Origin of the sequence: Streptococcus parasanguinis, assembly GCF_047463195.1 — a bacterium.
GTDB classification, from domain to species: Bacteria; Bacillota; Bacilli; order Lactobacillales; family Streptococcaceae; genus Streptococcus; species Streptococcus parasanguinis_R.
The window spans coordinates 273,204-288,828 of sequence record NZ_JASHEI010000001.1; the positions used below are offsets into that span (position 1 = coordinate 273,204).

Below are 15,625 nucleotides of genomic sequence, written 5' to 3' on the forward strand. Positions count from 1 at the left end.
TCAATTTTATCCAAATCAGTGGATTTCGTTCCGTTTTTATGGAACTTTCAAAGATAAAATTGTTGATATAAAGAGATTTGTGAGGATTGAGATACCTTGTGTTCGATGTAAAAAATCTCTAAACTTTAATATTCGTTTATGTGTATTTGAAGCATTTCGTTATATACGAGATGCTTTTTTATATTATCGAATATATAATTGATAATTAGAACAACTAAAAAGACATCTGAAAGAAATTAAATCAGATGTCTTTAATTCTGTCTTTGGAAGTAGGGGCTATGACACAATTATTGCTCAGGATGTTCGTTTTCAAAGGAATTATATACTTCGAAAAGTTGATTTCGTTTAGTGATCTCAAGTTTTATAAAAATATTGTGTACATGTGTCTTCACAGTTCCAACTGAAAGAAACAATTGATCCGCAATTTCCTGATTGTTTTTGTGTTCAAGAAGTAGAGGAAGAATTTCTTTTTCACGTTCAGTTAAATGAAGTTTTTCAGAGAATAGATCTAGTGTACTGGGGTTGTCAATTTTTTGTGATTTATCAAATGAACTTAATTGTTCTTCTACTTTCGAAATAGCTTTCCAATCAGAAAGAATATATTTGATTATTAAATAACAAACAGCAATAGTAAACATGTCTTCACACATATTTCTATTTTGAATTCGCAGATTCAACAAGTCATACGAATCTATATTAAAAATTACAAATAAATCTTCTAAGATAATTAGAATGCCAAATAGTACTCCGATATTTGAAATAGTTTTTAAGTAATTTTTATTTCGACTACTAATATTCAAAGATTTTAGATTTCGTCTCGCATATATACCAGTATAAATCAAAAGAAGCTGATTGGGTAAATAGTACATAAAAACTCTTAATGGAGAATTGTTTAGAATTGGGAAAGCCATCCATATGAAAGTAATTGAAATTAAGCAATAGTGGGTTAATAAAGGTGTTTCTTTCCTCAGTCTAGCAACTATCCAAAACTGACAAATATTATTAACAAGATATATGACAGTTTTCACAAAAGGAACTCCCAGAAAGTGTTGGTTATATGTGTTTCCGAAATCTTTAATTATTTCTGTCATTGAAAGGATCAGATTATCAAAAATAAAAAAAACAAGATATAAACCGACTACAAAAAATAAGTATTTTTTATCCTTTTCTGAGTTTAAAGAATAGGTCAATACAATACCAAGGGTCAAAGTATACAATATAATTAAAAATACATTGTATATATAAACTATTTCAATCATATTTAGCCTCCATTAATTCTGTGAAACTAATTAAAACTCTAAACTTTATTGAAAAGCAATAAAATAGGGAGTTTATATTTAAAATAGCATTACATTTTTAAAAGCATAAATACTGGGTTTAGTACTTAAACTTTTAAAAAAGAGGGTTTACACCTTTAAGTTTATCGCAAACTATAAAATTTTGCAATATCATTAAAGCATAACAACACAGGAGGTCTCAATTATGAGCAATAAAATTGATTATATTACAACAGAAGAGTTCTCTAAAGAGCAACTATTAGAAATGGCTGAGCTATCTCTTAAGATTAAAGCTTGTATTAAAAATGGGTATTACCCACCTTTGTTGAAAAATAAAACTCTAGGTATGATTTTTCAACAATCATCTACAAGAACACGGATTTCTTTTGAAACCGCTATGACTCAACTTGGAGGGCACGCACAATATTTGGCACCCGGTCAAATTCAACTAGGAGGACACGAAACACTAGAAGATACAGCAACCGTGGTTTCTCGCTTAACAGATATTATAATGGCACGTGTTGAGCGTCATAAGAGTGTAGTTGATTTAGCAAAATTTTCTCAAGTACCAGTAATTAATGGTATGAGTGATTATAATCATCCTACACAAGAATTGGGAGATCTGATTACGATTATTGAAAACTTGCCGAAAGGAAAAAAATTAGAAGATTGTAAAGTAGTATTTGTAGGAGATGCAACTCAAGTATGCTTCTCTTTAGGATTAATAACATTGAAAATGGGTATGGAATTTGTTCACTTCGGTCCGAAGGGATTCCAATTAAATGATATGCATAAGTCAAAATATGATGAAATTTGTAAACTATCAGGTGGTAAATATTTAGTAACTGATGATATTGATTCAATTACTGGTGCAGATTTCTTATACACTGATGTATGGTATGGCCTATATGAAGCGGAATTATCAGAAGAAGAACGTATGAAGATTTTCTATCCTAAATATCATGTTGATTCAGAGATGATGGCAAAAGCAGGAGAAAATTGTAAATTCATGCACTGTTTACCTGCTACACGTGGCGAAGAAGTATCTGATGAAGTGATGGATGGCCCAAATTCAGTTTGTTTTGATGAGGCGGAAAATCGTTTAACTTCAATGCGAGGTATCTTAGTTTATCTACTTCGTGATTTTGCGAAACGACATCCATATGACCTTGAAAAACAATCTGTAGCTAAAGCAGAACTGGAATCATTTTTAAAATAAAAAGGGTCAATTTGCTTTAAATTGACGATGTTATAACTCTCCTCTTAAAGGAAGGAGAAAAAAATGGAAGAAAAGAAAAAATTTAGTTTGTTTACTACAGTATTAACTGTAATATGTGTAGTATTTGTTGCAGAAGCTGCAGCTCCAGTTGCAGCGATTGGGAATTCTCAATTCTTTTGGTGGTTATTTTTATTAATTGCTTTTTTGTTACCATACGGATTGATTTCAGCTGAATTAGGTACTACTTATATAGGTGATGGTGGAATCTATGATTGGGTGACGAAGGCGTTTGGACACCGATGGGGCTCAAGGACCTCCTGGTATTATTGGATTAATTTTCCATTGTGGTTAGCATCACTAGCTGTTATGACTCCTGGGTTGTTGACAACGATTACGGGTGTTGAGTTTTCGATGTTCTGGACATTATTAATTGAACTTGTATTTATTTGGTTGATTATATGGATAAGCTTTTACCCCGCAAGTGATAGCGTATGGATCCTCAATGGTGCGGCAATTATAAAGATGATATTAGCACTATTAGTAGGAGTCTTGGGATTATACATTGCCTTTACAAAAGGAATGGCTAATAAAATTACGTTGGATTCACTTTTACCATCATTTGATTTAAACAGTCTATCATTTATTTCTGTTATTATTTTTAATCTACTTGGTTTTGAAGTTATTTGTACGTGTGCGGATGATATGGAGAATCCTAAAAAACAAATACCTCAATCTATAATTGTTGCAGGTCTAGTTATTGCGGCTATTTATATATTTTCTGCATTTGGTATTGGGGTAGCGATTCCAGTTGATAAAATTTCTACTAGTAGTGGTATGATGGACAGCTTTAAACTTTTGACCGGATCAGAAAATGGATGGTTTATAATTTTAATGGCATTTCTGTTCTTACTAACTCTTTTTGGAAATATGATTTCATGGTCATTAGGAGTGAATAACACGGCATGTTATGCTGCTGAAAATGGAGATATGCCGAAGTTTTTTGCAAAACGTAGTAAAAAGAATAACATGCCAATTGGATCAGCTTTAGCAAATGGTTTTGTTGCAACATTTGTAGTAGTCATTGCACCAATATTGCCAAATCAGGATCTGTTTTGGGCGTTCTTCTCATTGAACCTTGTTATGTTCCTACTTTCTTATATACCAGTTTTTCCAGCATTTTATAAGTTAAGAAAAATTGATCCAGAAACCCCTCGACCTTTTAAAGTAGGAGGAAGTGATCTTATTTTAAAAATTATGGTTGTGATTCCAATTATTATGATTTTGATCTCGCTTTTATTTACAGCATTCCCATTATCTTTTGACGAAGTAACATTAGCTGATAAATTACCTGTAACTATCGGTTCATTAATTTGTCTTATCTTAGGTGAAGTAATTATTCGTGTGAAAAAAATCAAAAAATGATAGTAACTAAATACCAATACAACAAAAGGAGGACTTGAGATGTCTAAACGTATTGTGGGTACAACCCCTAAAGTAGATGGATTTCGAATGCCAGGAGAATTCGAAGAACAAGAACAAATTTGGATGTTATGGCCATGGCGAAATGATAATTGGCGCCTAGGAGCTAAACCGGCTCAAAAAGCATTTTTAGATGTTGCTAAAGCTATTAGTGAATTTGAGCCAGTCTCACTTTGTGTACCACCTCTTCAATTTGAAAATGCTATAGCTCGTGTATCTGCTCTTAATTGTGAAAATATAAGAGTAATCGAGATGACAAATGATGATTCGTGGATTCGCGACTGTGGTCCTACATTTCTTATAAATGATAAAGGTGAACGTCGTGCAGTAGATTGGGAATTCAATGCATGGGGTGGTTTAGTAGATGGACTCTATTTCCCTTGGGATCAAGATGCGCTTGTTGCAAGAAAAGTTTGTGAATTAACAAATACTGATTCTTATAAAACAGATGATTTTGTTTTAGAAGGTGGATCAATTCACGTTGATGGTGAAGGTACAGTGATGGTTACTGAAATGTGTCTTCTTCATCCAAGTCGAAACCCACATTTGTCAAAAGAAGAAATTGAACAAAAATTAAAAGATTATTTGAATTGTGAAAAAGTAATTTGGGTGAAAGATGGAATTGACCCATATGAAACGAATGGTCATATTGATGATGTAGCATGTTTTGTAAAACCTGGAGAAGTTGCATGTATTTACACTGAAGATGAGAACCATCCTTTCTATAAGGAAGCAAAAGCTGCGTTTGATTTCCTAAGTGAACAAACAGATGCAAAAGGCAGAAAGTTAAAAGTACATAAAATGTGTGTTACTAAGAAGCCATGCTATCTTAAAGATGCAGATACGATTGATTTCTCAGAAGGGGCTATTCCAAGAGAGGAAGGAGAAGTTGCAATTGCATCATATTTGAATTTCTTAATAGTTAATGGAGGAATTATTCTCCCTCAATATGGTGATGAGAACGATGCATTGGCGGTTAAACAAGTGCAAGCGATGTTCCCTGATCGTAAAGTTGTTGGAGTTGAAACTACAGAGATTGCATATGGTGGTGGTAATATTCACTGTATTACACAGCAACAACCAGCAACGAAATAACATATGCAGAGTCTGGTAAAGCAGACTCTGTTTTTTCTAATATATCGCATTAAATAGACGGAGGAATATGAAGATAAATTGCTTTACTAAGAGGTATTAGAGATGAAAAATATTAAAGTAGAATATAGCTGGTTGAAAAATTCTGCTATAACAGGAGTCAATCAATTGCCTGAACACTCTGAGCATTATTATTTTGATAAATATGTAGATATAAATCAACTAGACTATTATCAAATAGATAAGATGCACTTAAGCAGAAATTGGACTTACACGAAATCAGATTTCAATGAAAAAAATGGTGATGTCGAATCTACATTGTTAACTTTATTTAATCATTTTAAAGGTGAAGATAAATTAATTACTAAAAATATTTTCTTGAAAATGAAAAGCTTAAATCTTCCCGTGTATATTTGGATGAATGGGGTCTTTGTTGGATTTTCAAAGGGACTTGAACAGTCTATAGAGTTTGAAATTACAAATTTACTATGTTTGGAGGAAAATGAACTTAAAATAAAGGTATGCTCTATTGAAGAAGAAAAACAAAACAATAATGTGATGCTAGATTCAACGGTAGATTCAATCTTAGACAATATTTCGGAGAGCATTATTTATAGTACTCCTAAACTACATGTATATGATTTTAATACTGTATTAGGAAATAGTCAAAATTCTAATAAATCGACATTAACCATTGATTGCTTATTAAATGGATATTCTAATAGCGCTATAATTAGTGTTTATATATATGATAAAGAAAAAAATATTATTTTTAAGGAGAATATAGATTATACTAATAAACTTGAAAAAAGATATGATTTAGATATAAATTATTTAGCGATTTCTTTTGTAGAATTGTTGATAATTGATGATGGAACAATTGTAGAAACAGCAATAACAAAAGTTTAATAATTTATTTTGTGTTTGTACAAACAAGGGGTTAGAATTTAGTAATAGTTAAATAATCCAAAAATTATAGTAGTATAAAGTTTCTTGATAGTGTTAGAAACAAAATGAAAACTCTCTATCTTAATTAAATTCATACAATTACTTTGAAGTCAAAAAAGAAAAAACTGTGTGATGTTGGAAGCAAGTGATCTCGAAACAACCTAAAATAAAACTTTGACAAAATAAGCCTTAAGGAAGTTTGTAAAGAATCAGATTTCTTAAAACATTAATAAATACGCTAATACTAACTTATATAGACATTCAAGATGACTTTCTTGAATGTCATTTTTATTTTAATATACTTCTGTTAAATCTAAAATTGAGTTATTTTATATTTGATGTAGATTAGTTATTATATGTCAGTTCTATTTTCGGGACCTAAATATCCCAAAAATGATTACTTTATACGTGAAAGTAAGTTATAATTTATATATCTAACTGAAAGGGAATTGCGATGTGGAAAAAGCAAATTGAAAAGCCAACAATTATTAAGAGACAAAAGCATGATAAGTCTTTTAAGAATTACATTAAAGAACTTTCAAAAGAAAAAGATTTTGGAGAACGATTAACTACAAGAGAGTTGGCTAAGAGGGTAGGTATAGACTATGAAATGTTTAGAAAAATTCTCAATAAACGAAAACCAAATCAACCTCGGGATTGTATAATCGCTATTTGTGCAGCATTATTTTGCTCAGTTGAAGAAACAAATAAAGCGTTATTTTATTATGATGATATGCCTAGCCTAGATCCTTCAGAAGGATATAGAGATTATTTTATAAGATCGGCATTAGAAGCGAGTGAGGATAAATCAACTCATTTCGACTATGCATACAAAGGAGTGGAATTAGTAAACAAAATATTAGATGACAATAATTTTTCAAAGTTACGACTATCTAATAAGATTAAAAGTGTAAAATCAAATGAGAACGTTAAAAATAAGATAAAATATATATCGTCAGAAAAATATTCTGAACGTGAGAAATTTAACTCATCATTAGGTGAATTTTATAAACCATATAATTATAGTGTTGGAACAACAATAGAGGTTGATTACCATGGGGAAAGTCAATATATAAGTAAAAATAGTGATAGAAACGAAGTATACATAAAGAGTAAAAATGGTTTTTCTATAAAAGTTTTAGATAAGGAAACTGAAATGTTTAAAGAGTTTTCACCAATAATAGATAATGTGAACTTACAAGAATTAAAAAAGTGTTATGAGGTATTGTATGACACAAGAAATTGGGGATTTAGAAAAAGTGCAAAAATCAAAGATGCTTCAATAGTTGTCTATGGAGAACAATTTAATTACTATATCCCAGATAGGAATGAGTATTTCTATGCTGAAATTAAAAATGGAAAATTTAGTTTTTCTGTTTTTAAGACTACTATGTTTATGAGGGAATATTTGACGAAAGATGAATTTAAAAGTTTTTATTCTAAAAAAAGAAAAGAACACCAAGCAGAAGTTCAAACATTTTATTCTATTAATGAAATAAAGGAATACTGTGAAAAATTACCAAATAATTTTTTTGATGTTAGATATAGTTATATTTCATACTTTGAAATAATGAAAGAAAAACTTGAGAATTTGCTCATTAACATAAAAAACAAGAAGGAATTGATTCGAGATTTCAATGTGTTGCCAGGGGATGACCCATATGAAATTTATTACTTTTTTAATGTCCAAGATGAGTTTGAGTGTATTGAAGAAGAAATTACGAAGCCTGTATTTAAAGAATATAATCCCTTTGAGGAAGATTTAGGATTGAGTGATGATAAAGAGATTGGTTCCTATCTAGGAGAAGAAAAATATATTGAAAGAGTTTCTAAAAAGAAAGAAGCGGTATTTGAATTTAAAAATAAAAAGGTAATTTTAACAAGAGAAGATTTAATTACTGCTTTTGAACTTGGGTTAAACAACATCGAAGATGTATTGAATCTTAAAAGTCAAATTTTAGATTTTGAAACAATTTATGAAAAATAATCATTTGGGACCAAGAAGTCCCAAATGATGTTGATCTCTTTAGATTAATAAAATATAATGATTTTATTAACTGAAGGAGGTTCCCTCTAATGACAAATTTAGAATATGTAAATTCAATAATTCGTTCTAATGACATGATATACATTGATACATCGTCACTTATGAATGTAATGGAACTAAGGAAATTTTTAGAAAGCTATTACCAAATTTTTGTTGACTATAACAAAAGAATAATTGTGACTAGAGAAGTATGTTTAGAAATTTATAGACACTTAATTTCAAAAGTAGAAACGAAACAGTATAAGTCACAAAAAGTTATCGAGGTACTTAAACAGTATAAAGAAATATTTATTTTTGAAGATGAAAATTTGAATGATACCGAGGCAGAACGTGCATTTGCTGATTCAGAACTATTATCACGTATTACTAAAGAAAAAATAAAACATCGCCAGCTTCTTATAACTAATGATAAAAAACTAAGTGTTGATGTATATAATTTAAATAATTTGAATTCCTGTTTAGGAGCGAAAATATCTGTTTGCTACATTTCTCAAGATGGATTGTTGCATAAAGGAAAGACAAAATTAGAAGATAATTTTAATATCGTGAATAATAAGTTGAAGGAAATTAAGATTATCGGACTTTATTATCATGATAAACGCGAGATAAACTTAAAGACAAGAATATTAGATGCTCTTTCTGGAGTATTAGTTGGTACAACTATAACAAAGTATATGCCAAAGTTAATTCGAGCTATACGATAAATTAAGAAAGTCTGTAAATTCTTTCGAATGAAAATTATACGATATTAGAGGAGATACCATGAACTATCAGTTTTATATAATCATAACATTGTCATTATTGGTTTTGATTTTATTTTGTAAGAACTTTATTCTCAGGAAAAAATTTACGCAATACATAATTGATAATAACAAAAGTGACAAAAATAATTCATTTTTGCACGGTTTGAGTTTTTATGAATCTGTAAAAATACTAAATAAAAAGTATAGAATTGGGAAAATAAACGCGTATGTCATTATTAATTCTTTAAATGATAAAGATGTTGAACAGTGATAAGTGAAAAGTTAAAAAATATAAAATGAAAAGTCTTAAGGAATATCCTATTTCGTTAAAATTTTATATTTAGAAGGGTTTGGAGAAAGATGAAATTTATAAATGGGATGAAGGATTTATCACAAGCGATAGTAGATAAAACAGTTGATGTGAGTCAAAAAAGTTTTAAGTGGGTTAAAGATAATCGTGAAGTGATTATAGAATATGCAGCTATTACTATCCTAAAAAGTGTTGTTGAAGTACTAAATGAAGATAGGAATAGGAAAGAAATATATGAGGATGAGTATGATTATAATGAAAGCTTTGAATCTAATATAAATGAGTCGAGTTATATAAGTGCTATAAATGATGAACAATTTATGTTGCAGGAATCACAAATAAAAAATAATATTAATTATCCCCAAAACAGAAAAACTCCAGACTGTCATTTTTGCCATAGTAAAAATGGTAAAATCTTCGTTCGAGGAGGAACGGATGAACAAAAGCAGCAATTTATAGAGATGCATCAATTTGTAGGACAATATGTTTGTACTGAATGTGGAAACGACTTTGATGAAGATGATATTGATTGGGAATTTAGCGATCCAGAAACTGGTTTCTATTATTGTAATTTCTGCAGTAATTCGCTTGAGCAGGCTGGAATTGATGCAATGGATCCTGATGGTTTTGGATACGATGATTATGGAAATTGGGATTCTGACCGTTTAGGGTTATAACCTATCTAAGGTCATTAGATAAAATTAATTAAAAAATTTTTTCAAAAAAATTTAAATCCTATGTGGAAGATATTATAATGTGTTTTAAAATCCTTAAAATATCGCTATTTCCGCTATTTTAAAGGGCACTTTGTAAAGTGTCCTTTTTAAATTTTAGTAGAAAATTGAGCAATTTTTGGTAGAAAAAGCGACTTTTTTTGATTTTTCTTTTTTTTACTTTTATCAAAAAATGGCAGACTATAAGTATGAAAAGAAAATTGAGTGCAAGAGAGTTGTAGCTGATCGCTACAACTCTTTTTTTTGCTCTCAATTTTCTTTTCAAATAAATAAAAAGAGGTTATATAATGCCTGTTGATAAAAACAAGAAAATCGAGAAGATTTTAAATACACCGACTTTGAATTTGCTACCTTCTGTTAATTTGAAAACAGATGACAAAGTAAGGGATCGAATCACTAATCGAACATCGATTCATTTAGGGCCTGGTACGATTCATATTGAAAATTTTGATGCTAACAAAGATTATTTCAAACTCCGAGTTTTGAAGATGTTAGATTTATTAATTTTGCTTGTAGGGAAGAAGAACCAATATAGACTAAGTGAAGAAGAGGCTGTTAATTGCTTGGTTGAATTTTCAATTAAACAGTATGCAGAACTGATGGGGAAAAATAATCTAAAAAGTACTTCAACGAAGAAAAATGTACGTCGTATCATTGAAGAGGCATTAAGTTTGCTAAACGATCTTTCTATTAGTACCGCAGAAAAGAGAAAATCGGAAATCAAAGAATTCAAAGATATGAAACTGATTGAGGAATTCAAATGCAAAAAAGGAGTTTATACAGTTCAATTGACTGAAAAATTCGTTAGATATTTAATTACTTCTTATGTGACAAATTTCCCTCTCAGACTTTTTAAAATTGATGAACGTAGTAAAAATGTTTATTCTTTAGCAAAGAAACTAGTCTACCATCAAAGTATCAATAATAATAGAAAGAAAAAAATTCATGAAGTCATATCAGTTGAAGCTCTATTGAATGTATGTCCTAAAATTCCTGCAATAGAAGAAGTTAGATTGAAAAAAGCTGGATGGCATTCGAGAATTGAGGAGAGCTTAGATAATTCACTTAATAAACTAGTCGATTATAAAATCCTTGTTAGTTGGGAATACAGTAATCCAAATGGTGTACGTTTATCAGATAAACAGTTAGAAATGAAATCATTTTTTGAATTTCAAAAATTTAGAATTCATTTTAAAGTTTCAGGGATTTAAATTCACTGATTTATCGATTTGCTTTGATTAAATCAGGATTTATGTATGAGGTATGTTGAATTAGAATTTGGGGTATGTTGAATTTGTAAAAAAAATTTTCACCCTTGGTATAACTGATATTTTAGCGCCTCTGATTTTCAATACTAATAATATTAATAAGCATCATATGCCTTCAATTTTCGTATTGAAGGCAATGCTATAATTTTGCCTGTAAAGAAAAAAATCCGGATTTTATTTTTTTACTGGAAACTAGAAAAGGAGAAAAAAATGTTTGAAGAAGAAAAATCTTATTTGAAAACATACATTGACCAAACCTCTGAACCAAGTCGTAAAGGTGGTAAGGGAGCATATATTTGCCCCCTCTGCCACAGTGGTGAAGGAAGAAACAGAACTGGTGCTTTTCACATTTACGATGAAATCCAGTGGAAATGTTTCTCTTGCGATAGAGGTGGAGATATCTTTGATCTTATCGGCTATGTAGAAGGAATTGATAAATTTAAGGATCGATTGAAGCGTGTCAGAGAGTTGTTTAATCTATCAACTGAATGTGATGGATTTAAGAACCAGAGAACTGAATTTTTGAATTACAATGCTGTTTTTCCTTTAAAGGAAAAAGAGAAAAAAGATAATTATTCAAGCTTTTATAATGAGGCAACAAAGCATCTTTGTGAAACTGACTATTTTCTTAAACGAGGGTTGAGTTTTTCAACAGTCCAACGGTTTAAAGTTGGCTACGTAAAAAAATGGAAGCATCCCAAAGTGACTAATCCAAATGTCCCTGAAACTCCCAGGTTAATTATTCCTTTAAGCGAGAGTTGTTATTTTGCTCGTGATACAAGAGAAATTGTACCCGGACCTCAATTGAGTTATATTAAACAGAAAGTTGGGGGAAGCGATCTTTTTAATAAAAGCGAACTCTTCAAAAAATCGACGGATCCAATTTTTATTGTAGAAGGAGAAATAGATGCCATGAGCATCGTTGAAGTTGGTGGAAAGGCAGTAGGACTTGGTAGCATTGGAAATATAAATAAATTAATTAATCTTGTTTCTGATCTAAAAATTGATCGTACATTCATTCTCTCATTGGACCATGACGAAAAGGGGAGAGAGGCTGAACTAAAATTAGCAGAGCAATTTAGAAGTAAGAAAATTAAATTTATTTCTTTCAAATTAACTATTGATGATGTAAAAGATCCTAACGATATGTTAGTGAAAAATAAAGGAGTATTTAACAAAATGGTAGAAAATGCAATCAATCAAACAAAAAGTGAAAAAGAGCGGTATCTTGAAAATTCAACAGCTAATCATCTTCCGAAGTTTTTTAATGGTATTACGAATGGTTCTAATAATTCATGTATTAAAACAAATTTTGAAGGTTTAGATGATTTATTAGAAGGTGGTCTTTACGAAGGTTTATATTGTGTTGGTGCAATTTCCTCTCTTGGTAAGACAACATTTGTAACTCAGATTGCTGATCAAATTGCAGCACAGGGAACAGATGTTTTGATTTTTAGTATTGAAATGTCGAGATGGGAAATAATTAGTAAAAGTCTTAGTCGTCACACTGTTATCGAATCTATTGCCTCTAATAGTGATATCAGAAATGCAAAAACAGCACGAGGAATTACTGAGGGAAGTAGATATGCAGGTTACAGCACCCCAGAGATTGATTTGATTAAAAAAGCTGGAGAAAATTACTCTCAATACTGCAAAAATATTTACATTGTCGAAGGTACTGGACCTATTGGTGTGGAGCTAATTCGGAAAACTGTTGAAAATCATCTCAAATATACTGGAAAAGTACCTGTCGTTATTATTGATTACTTACAGATTCTATACCCGGTGAATGAACGATTTACTGAAAAACAAAACACAGATAGATCGGTAATAGAATTGAAAAGGATTAGCCGAGACTTTAAAACACCAGTAATTGCTATTTCTTCTTTTAATAGAGAAAACTACAAATCTGTTGTCAGTATGCAGTCTTTCAAGGAGAGCGGAGCAATCGAGTATTCTAGCGATGTTTTGATTGGATTACAACTTAAGGGGACTGGACCAGCAAATTTTGATGTTAATGAAGCTAAGTCGAGAAATCCTAGAGAAATTGAGCTAGTGGTTTTAAAAAATCGTAATGGAAGAACTGGCATTAAGATGGAATTTGACTATTATGCGATGTACAATTATTTTAAAGAAAAGTAGTATAAGGCTTTTGGTTAATGATCTAATTTGTTGAATTACTCTAAGCCTTATCAAAAGATGGAAATCTCTGTAATTAAGAATTAGAAGGAAGAGATAATGCAAACAATAAATCATACAGAATTAATGAAATTAGGTTTTCCTGAACATACGGCACGGGATATTATAAGACAAGCCAAGTTAATTGCTGTCCGACAATTTGAAGAATCTAGAGCTTTATCAAATAATATGGTAGAATTAAGTAAATCACCTTTTGACAATTCTCGTCTTAATTTAGCTCCTACTTATATTGTAGAAGAATTACTCGGTTTTAAGTTGCTTTCTGAAAGAAAGGAACAAAATGAGTAAAAAATATAAATGCGTAAGTCGAAATAAGAAAGGAAAAATTTACTATGAGGTTGAATTCAGTGTAGATCCATCTACGGGTGACCGAAAGAGATTTAGGGTTAAATCTTATAAAGATCACTTCGGGATTGATTTTAAAACAGAAAAGCAAGCCTTTGACGAAGTCTGTAGGATAAGAACTGAATACAATGCTAAAATAGCTAGTGCAAGTTCAAAAAGACCACAATTAGATATTCCATTTTCCAAATTTATGGAAGATGTTTATTTGCCCTATTATAAGAAAACAGTTCAGTCCGTAACCTATCAAACAGCTTTCCCTCAGTATAAGACTTTCATTGAAGTTTTTGCTGACAAGAAATTGTCTGAAATCAATGTTCGGGAATGTGAAGATTTTAGATTATCTTTAATGGAAGACTACTCTCCAAACTACGCAAAAGGACTTTGGTGTAAACTGAAGAAGTGTTTAAATTATGCAGAACGCTTGGAATACATCGAGAATAATCCTTGTCGAAAGTTAGACAATCCTAAAGGAGAAAAATCGAAAACTGAATTTTGGACTGTGGAGGAACTTGATAAGGTATTAAAAACTTTTGATCAGACAGTTTATGAAGAGAGGCAGTTTTATACGGCTATCTGGCTTTATTTTATGACGGGGATGCGAGTCTCTGAGGGTCTTAGTTTAAAGTGGTCAGACATAGATCTTAAAAATAAGGTTATTCATATTCAGTCTACCCTTGAATATCAAGGGAATGGGAAATACGTTCGAAAAGAGCAGACAAAAACTAGGGCAGGCATGCGTTTCTTAGAAATAGATGACGAAACTGTTAAAGTGTTGCAAAATTGGAGAACTGTACAAGTGTATAATAGAGAAGATAATTTTGTATTAGCACGGTTTAACTCTCCCATGAACAAATCTACCTTAAGTCGAATGTTAAAAAGGCATGCACTAGTGGCTAAGGTTCCGGTTATTACTGGGAAAGGTCTACGTCATAGTCATGATTCATTTATGATAAACATTCTAAAAAAAGATGTTTTGTATGTCTCGGCTCGTTCAGGAAGAACGGACAAAGCTACAACACTAAACACCTATTCTCATTTCTATGATAGACAAGTTGTCTCTGGTGGTGCTGAGATAACAGAGGTTTTAGGAGAGCTGGGATTAACTGCAAATCCCGCCACAATCCCGCCAAGTAAAGAAACCAAGTAAAAAATAGCTGTGTGAGAACAACTAAAGCAACGACGCTTCAGTTACTCTTAAATAATAGAGTTTCCAATCAAAATGAAAACCGAGGTTTAGGCCTCGGTTTTTTTGTCGTTGAAAAAAATGATGATAGAATGTGAATAGAGGACTTTTATAAAGCTAACATGTGTAGCTCTCTTTATTTTCTCTAAACCTACTAAATAGTGCAGTTTTAATGATGTTACATTTGCTATATTCCCTTGAGATGTTGCTAATTTGTTGCTATAATGGCTATAAATCATATCATAAAGGAGAAGATGATGAAAAATTTTAAACGTCTTTTGTTAGCTGTTGTAGCTGTCTTTGCAGCCGTCCTTTTGGTAGCTTGTGGCGCTAAAAGCGATAATGGGACTTACGTGTTTGAGCCTACTAAGGATGAGATCAAAGATATTATGCCAAGTGAATTTCAATCTTTGATAGGTGATAATTACTCATTCACTATTTCGATTACAATCAATGATAAGAAAGGTGAGATGAAAGTAGACACCAATGCAGGTGGTCAAAATGTAAATCAAGTGATTGATTTGGAAGTAGACCAAAAAGCTAAAACTCTTGTCTCAGAAAATGAGTATGGGAAAGCGGAAATTACTTATCAAGTTTCAGGAAATGTGTTAACGATTAAGGATGTGAAGAATTCTTTGATGGGTGACACAGACATGTTTAATAACTACATGAAAATTGCTAAGTTCAAAAAAGTTAAATAAGCAATCATGGCGGGATTTAAATTCCGCCTTATTCTATTTCTTTGTTGATACAAGAAATATTACAAGAATATGACATTTAT

Annotated in this window: 13 protein-coding genes; 12 read left to right on the top strand and 1 reads right to left on the bottom strand. The window is 31.0% G+C overall.

Annotation, left to right across the window (positions count from 1 at the left end; all coding sequences use genetic code 11):
• Positions 1–287 precede the first annotated feature (287 nt).
• The gene (locus QM870_RS01255) at positions 288–1,259 is read right to left on the bottom strand and encodes a response regulator transcription factor (RefSeq protein WP_414368240.1); all 972 of its coding nucleotides are present in this window, start codon (positions 1,257–1,259) and stop codon (positions 288–290) included.
• 223 nt (positions 1,260–1,482) lie between these two features.
• Here QM870_RS01255 and ptcA point away from each other — a divergent pair, with 223 nt between their 5' ends.
• The 12 genes from ptcA to QM870_RS01315 all read left to right on the top strand — a co-directional run bounded on the left by ptcA (position 1,483) and on the right by QM870_RS01315 (position 15,545).
• A complete protein-coding gene (gene ptcA, locus QM870_RS01260; RefSeq protein WP_013903610.1) occupies positions 1,483–2,496 on the top strand; it encodes a putrescine carbamoyltransferase in 1,014 nt (337 codons plus the stop codon).
• Between the two features lie 63 nt (positions 2,497–2,559).
• Positions 2,560–3,918 carry an APC family permease gene (locus QM870_RS01265; protein WP_013903609.1) on the top strand — a complete coding sequence of 453 codons (1,359 nt, stop codon included), beginning with the start codon at positions 2,560–2,562 and terminating at the stop codon, positions 3,916–3,918.
• 39 nt (positions 3,919–3,957) lie between these two features.
• The gene (gene aguA, locus QM870_RS01270; RefSeq protein ID WP_013903608.1) at positions 3,958–5,070 is read left to right on the top strand and encodes an agmatine deiminase; all 1,113 of its coding nucleotides are present in this window, start codon (positions 3,958–3,960) and stop codon (positions 5,068–5,070) included.
• A gap of 102 nt (positions 5,071–5,172) precedes the next feature.
• Positions 5,173–5,976 (top strand): glycoside hydrolase family 2 protein, encoded by an 804-nt coding sequence (locus QM870_RS01275; protein ID WP_013903607.1) that lies wholly within the window; start codon positions 5,173–5,175, stop codon positions 5,974–5,976.
• 493 nt (positions 5,977–6,469) lie between these two features.
• Positions 6,470–8,002, top strand: coding sequence for a hypothetical protein (locus QM870_RS01280; protein WP_414368245.1), 1,533 nt, complete (start codon positions 6,470–6,472; stop codon positions 8,000–8,002).
• A gap of 89 nt (positions 8,003–8,091) precedes the next feature.
• Positions 8,092–8,766: a PIN domain-containing protein gene (locus QM870_RS01285; protein ID WP_414368247.1), complete on the top strand. Its 675-nt coding sequence runs from the start codon at positions 8,092–8,094 to the stop codon at positions 8,764–8,766.
• Positions 8,767–9,165: 399 nt separating this feature from the next.
• On the top strand, positions 9,166–9,792 hold the full coding sequence (locus QM870_RS01290) for a CHY zinc finger protein (protein WP_414368249.1): 627 nt from the start codon (positions 9,166–9,168) through the stop codon (positions 9,790–9,792).
• A gap of 344 nt (positions 9,793–10,136) precedes the next feature.
• Positions 10,137–11,060: a hypothetical protein gene (locus tag QM870_RS01295; protein WP_414368251.1), complete on the top strand. Its 924-nt coding sequence runs from the start codon at positions 10,137–10,139 to the stop codon at positions 11,058–11,060.
• Positions 11,061–11,327: 267 nt separating this feature from the next.
• Entirely contained in the window at positions 11,328–13,259 is a 1,932-nt protein-coding gene (locus tag QM870_RS01300; protein WP_414368254.1) for a DnaB-like helicase C-terminal domain-containing protein, read from the top strand.
• Between the two features lie 96 nt (positions 13,260–13,355).
• A complete protein-coding gene (locus QM870_RS01305) occupies positions 13,356–13,604 on the top strand; it encodes a DUF3173 family protein (protein WP_049492926.1) in 249 nt (82 codons plus the stop codon).
• Positions 13,597–14,808: a tyrosine-type recombinase/integrase gene (locus QM870_RS01310; RefSeq protein WP_414368256.1), complete on the top strand. Its 1,212-nt coding sequence runs from the start codon at positions 13,597–13,599 to the stop codon at positions 14,806–14,808. Before QM870_RS01305 ends, QM870_RS01310 begins: the two co-directional genes overlap by 8 nt.
• A 293-nt stretch (positions 14,809–15,101) precedes the next feature.
• Positions 15,102–15,545, top strand: a complete 444-nt coding sequence (locus QM870_RS01315; RefSeq protein WP_023918201.1) for a hypothetical protein — start codon at positions 15,102–15,104, stop codon at positions 15,543–15,545.
• Positions 15,546–15,625: the final 80 nt, after the last annotated feature.

What these genes read in the sequence shown, in the direction of transcription:
- QM870_RS01255 (WP_414368240.1), bottom strand. Translation starts at nt 1,259, where the DNA reads ATGATTGAAATAGTTTATATATACAATGTATTTTTAATTATATTGTAT.
- ptcA (WP_013903610.1), top strand. Translation starts at nt 1,483, where the DNA reads ATGAGCAATAAAATTGATTATATTACAACAGAAGAGTTCTCTAAAGAG.
- QM870_RS01265 (WP_013903609.1), top strand. Translation starts at nt 2,560, where the DNA reads ATGGAAGAAAAGAAAAAATTTAGTTTGTTTACTACAGTATTAACTGTA.
- aguA (WP_013903608.1), top strand. Translation starts at nt 3,958, where the DNA reads ATGTCTAAACGTATTGTGGGTACAACCCCTAAAGTAGATGGATTTCGA.
- QM870_RS01275 (WP_013903607.1), top strand. Translation starts at nt 5,173, where the DNA reads ATGAAAAATATTAAAGTAGAATATAGCTGGTTGAAAAATTCTGCTATA.
- QM870_RS01280 (WP_414368245.1), top strand. Translation starts at nt 6,470, where the DNA reads ATGTGGAAAAAGCAAATTGAAAAGCCAACAATTATTAAGAGACAAAAG.
- QM870_RS01285 (WP_414368247.1), top strand. Translation starts at nt 8,092, where the DNA reads ATGACAAATTTAGAATATGTAAATTCAATAATTCGTTCTAATGACATG.
- QM870_RS01290 (WP_414368249.1), top strand. Translation starts at nt 9,166, where the DNA reads ATGAAATTTATAAATGGGATGAAGGATTTATCACAAGCGATAGTAGAT.
- QM870_RS01295 (WP_414368251.1), top strand. Translation starts at nt 10,137, where the DNA reads ATGCCTGTTGATAAAAACAAGAAAATCGAGAAGATTTTAAATACACCG.
- QM870_RS01300 (WP_414368254.1), top strand. Translation starts at nt 11,328, where the DNA reads ATGTTTGAAGAAGAAAAATCTTATTTGAAAACATACATTGACCAAACC.
- QM870_RS01305 (WP_049492926.1), top strand. Translation starts at nt 13,356, where the DNA reads ATGCAAACAATAAATCATACAGAATTAATGAAATTAGGTTTTCCTGAA.
- QM870_RS01310 (WP_414368256.1), top strand. Translation starts at nt 13,597, where the DNA reads ATGAGTAAAAAATATAAATGCGTAAGTCGAAATAAGAAAGGAAAAATT.
- QM870_RS01315 (WP_023918201.1), top strand. Translation starts at nt 15,102, where the DNA reads ATGAAAAATTTTAAACGTCTTTTGTTAGCTGTTGTAGCTGTCTTTGCA.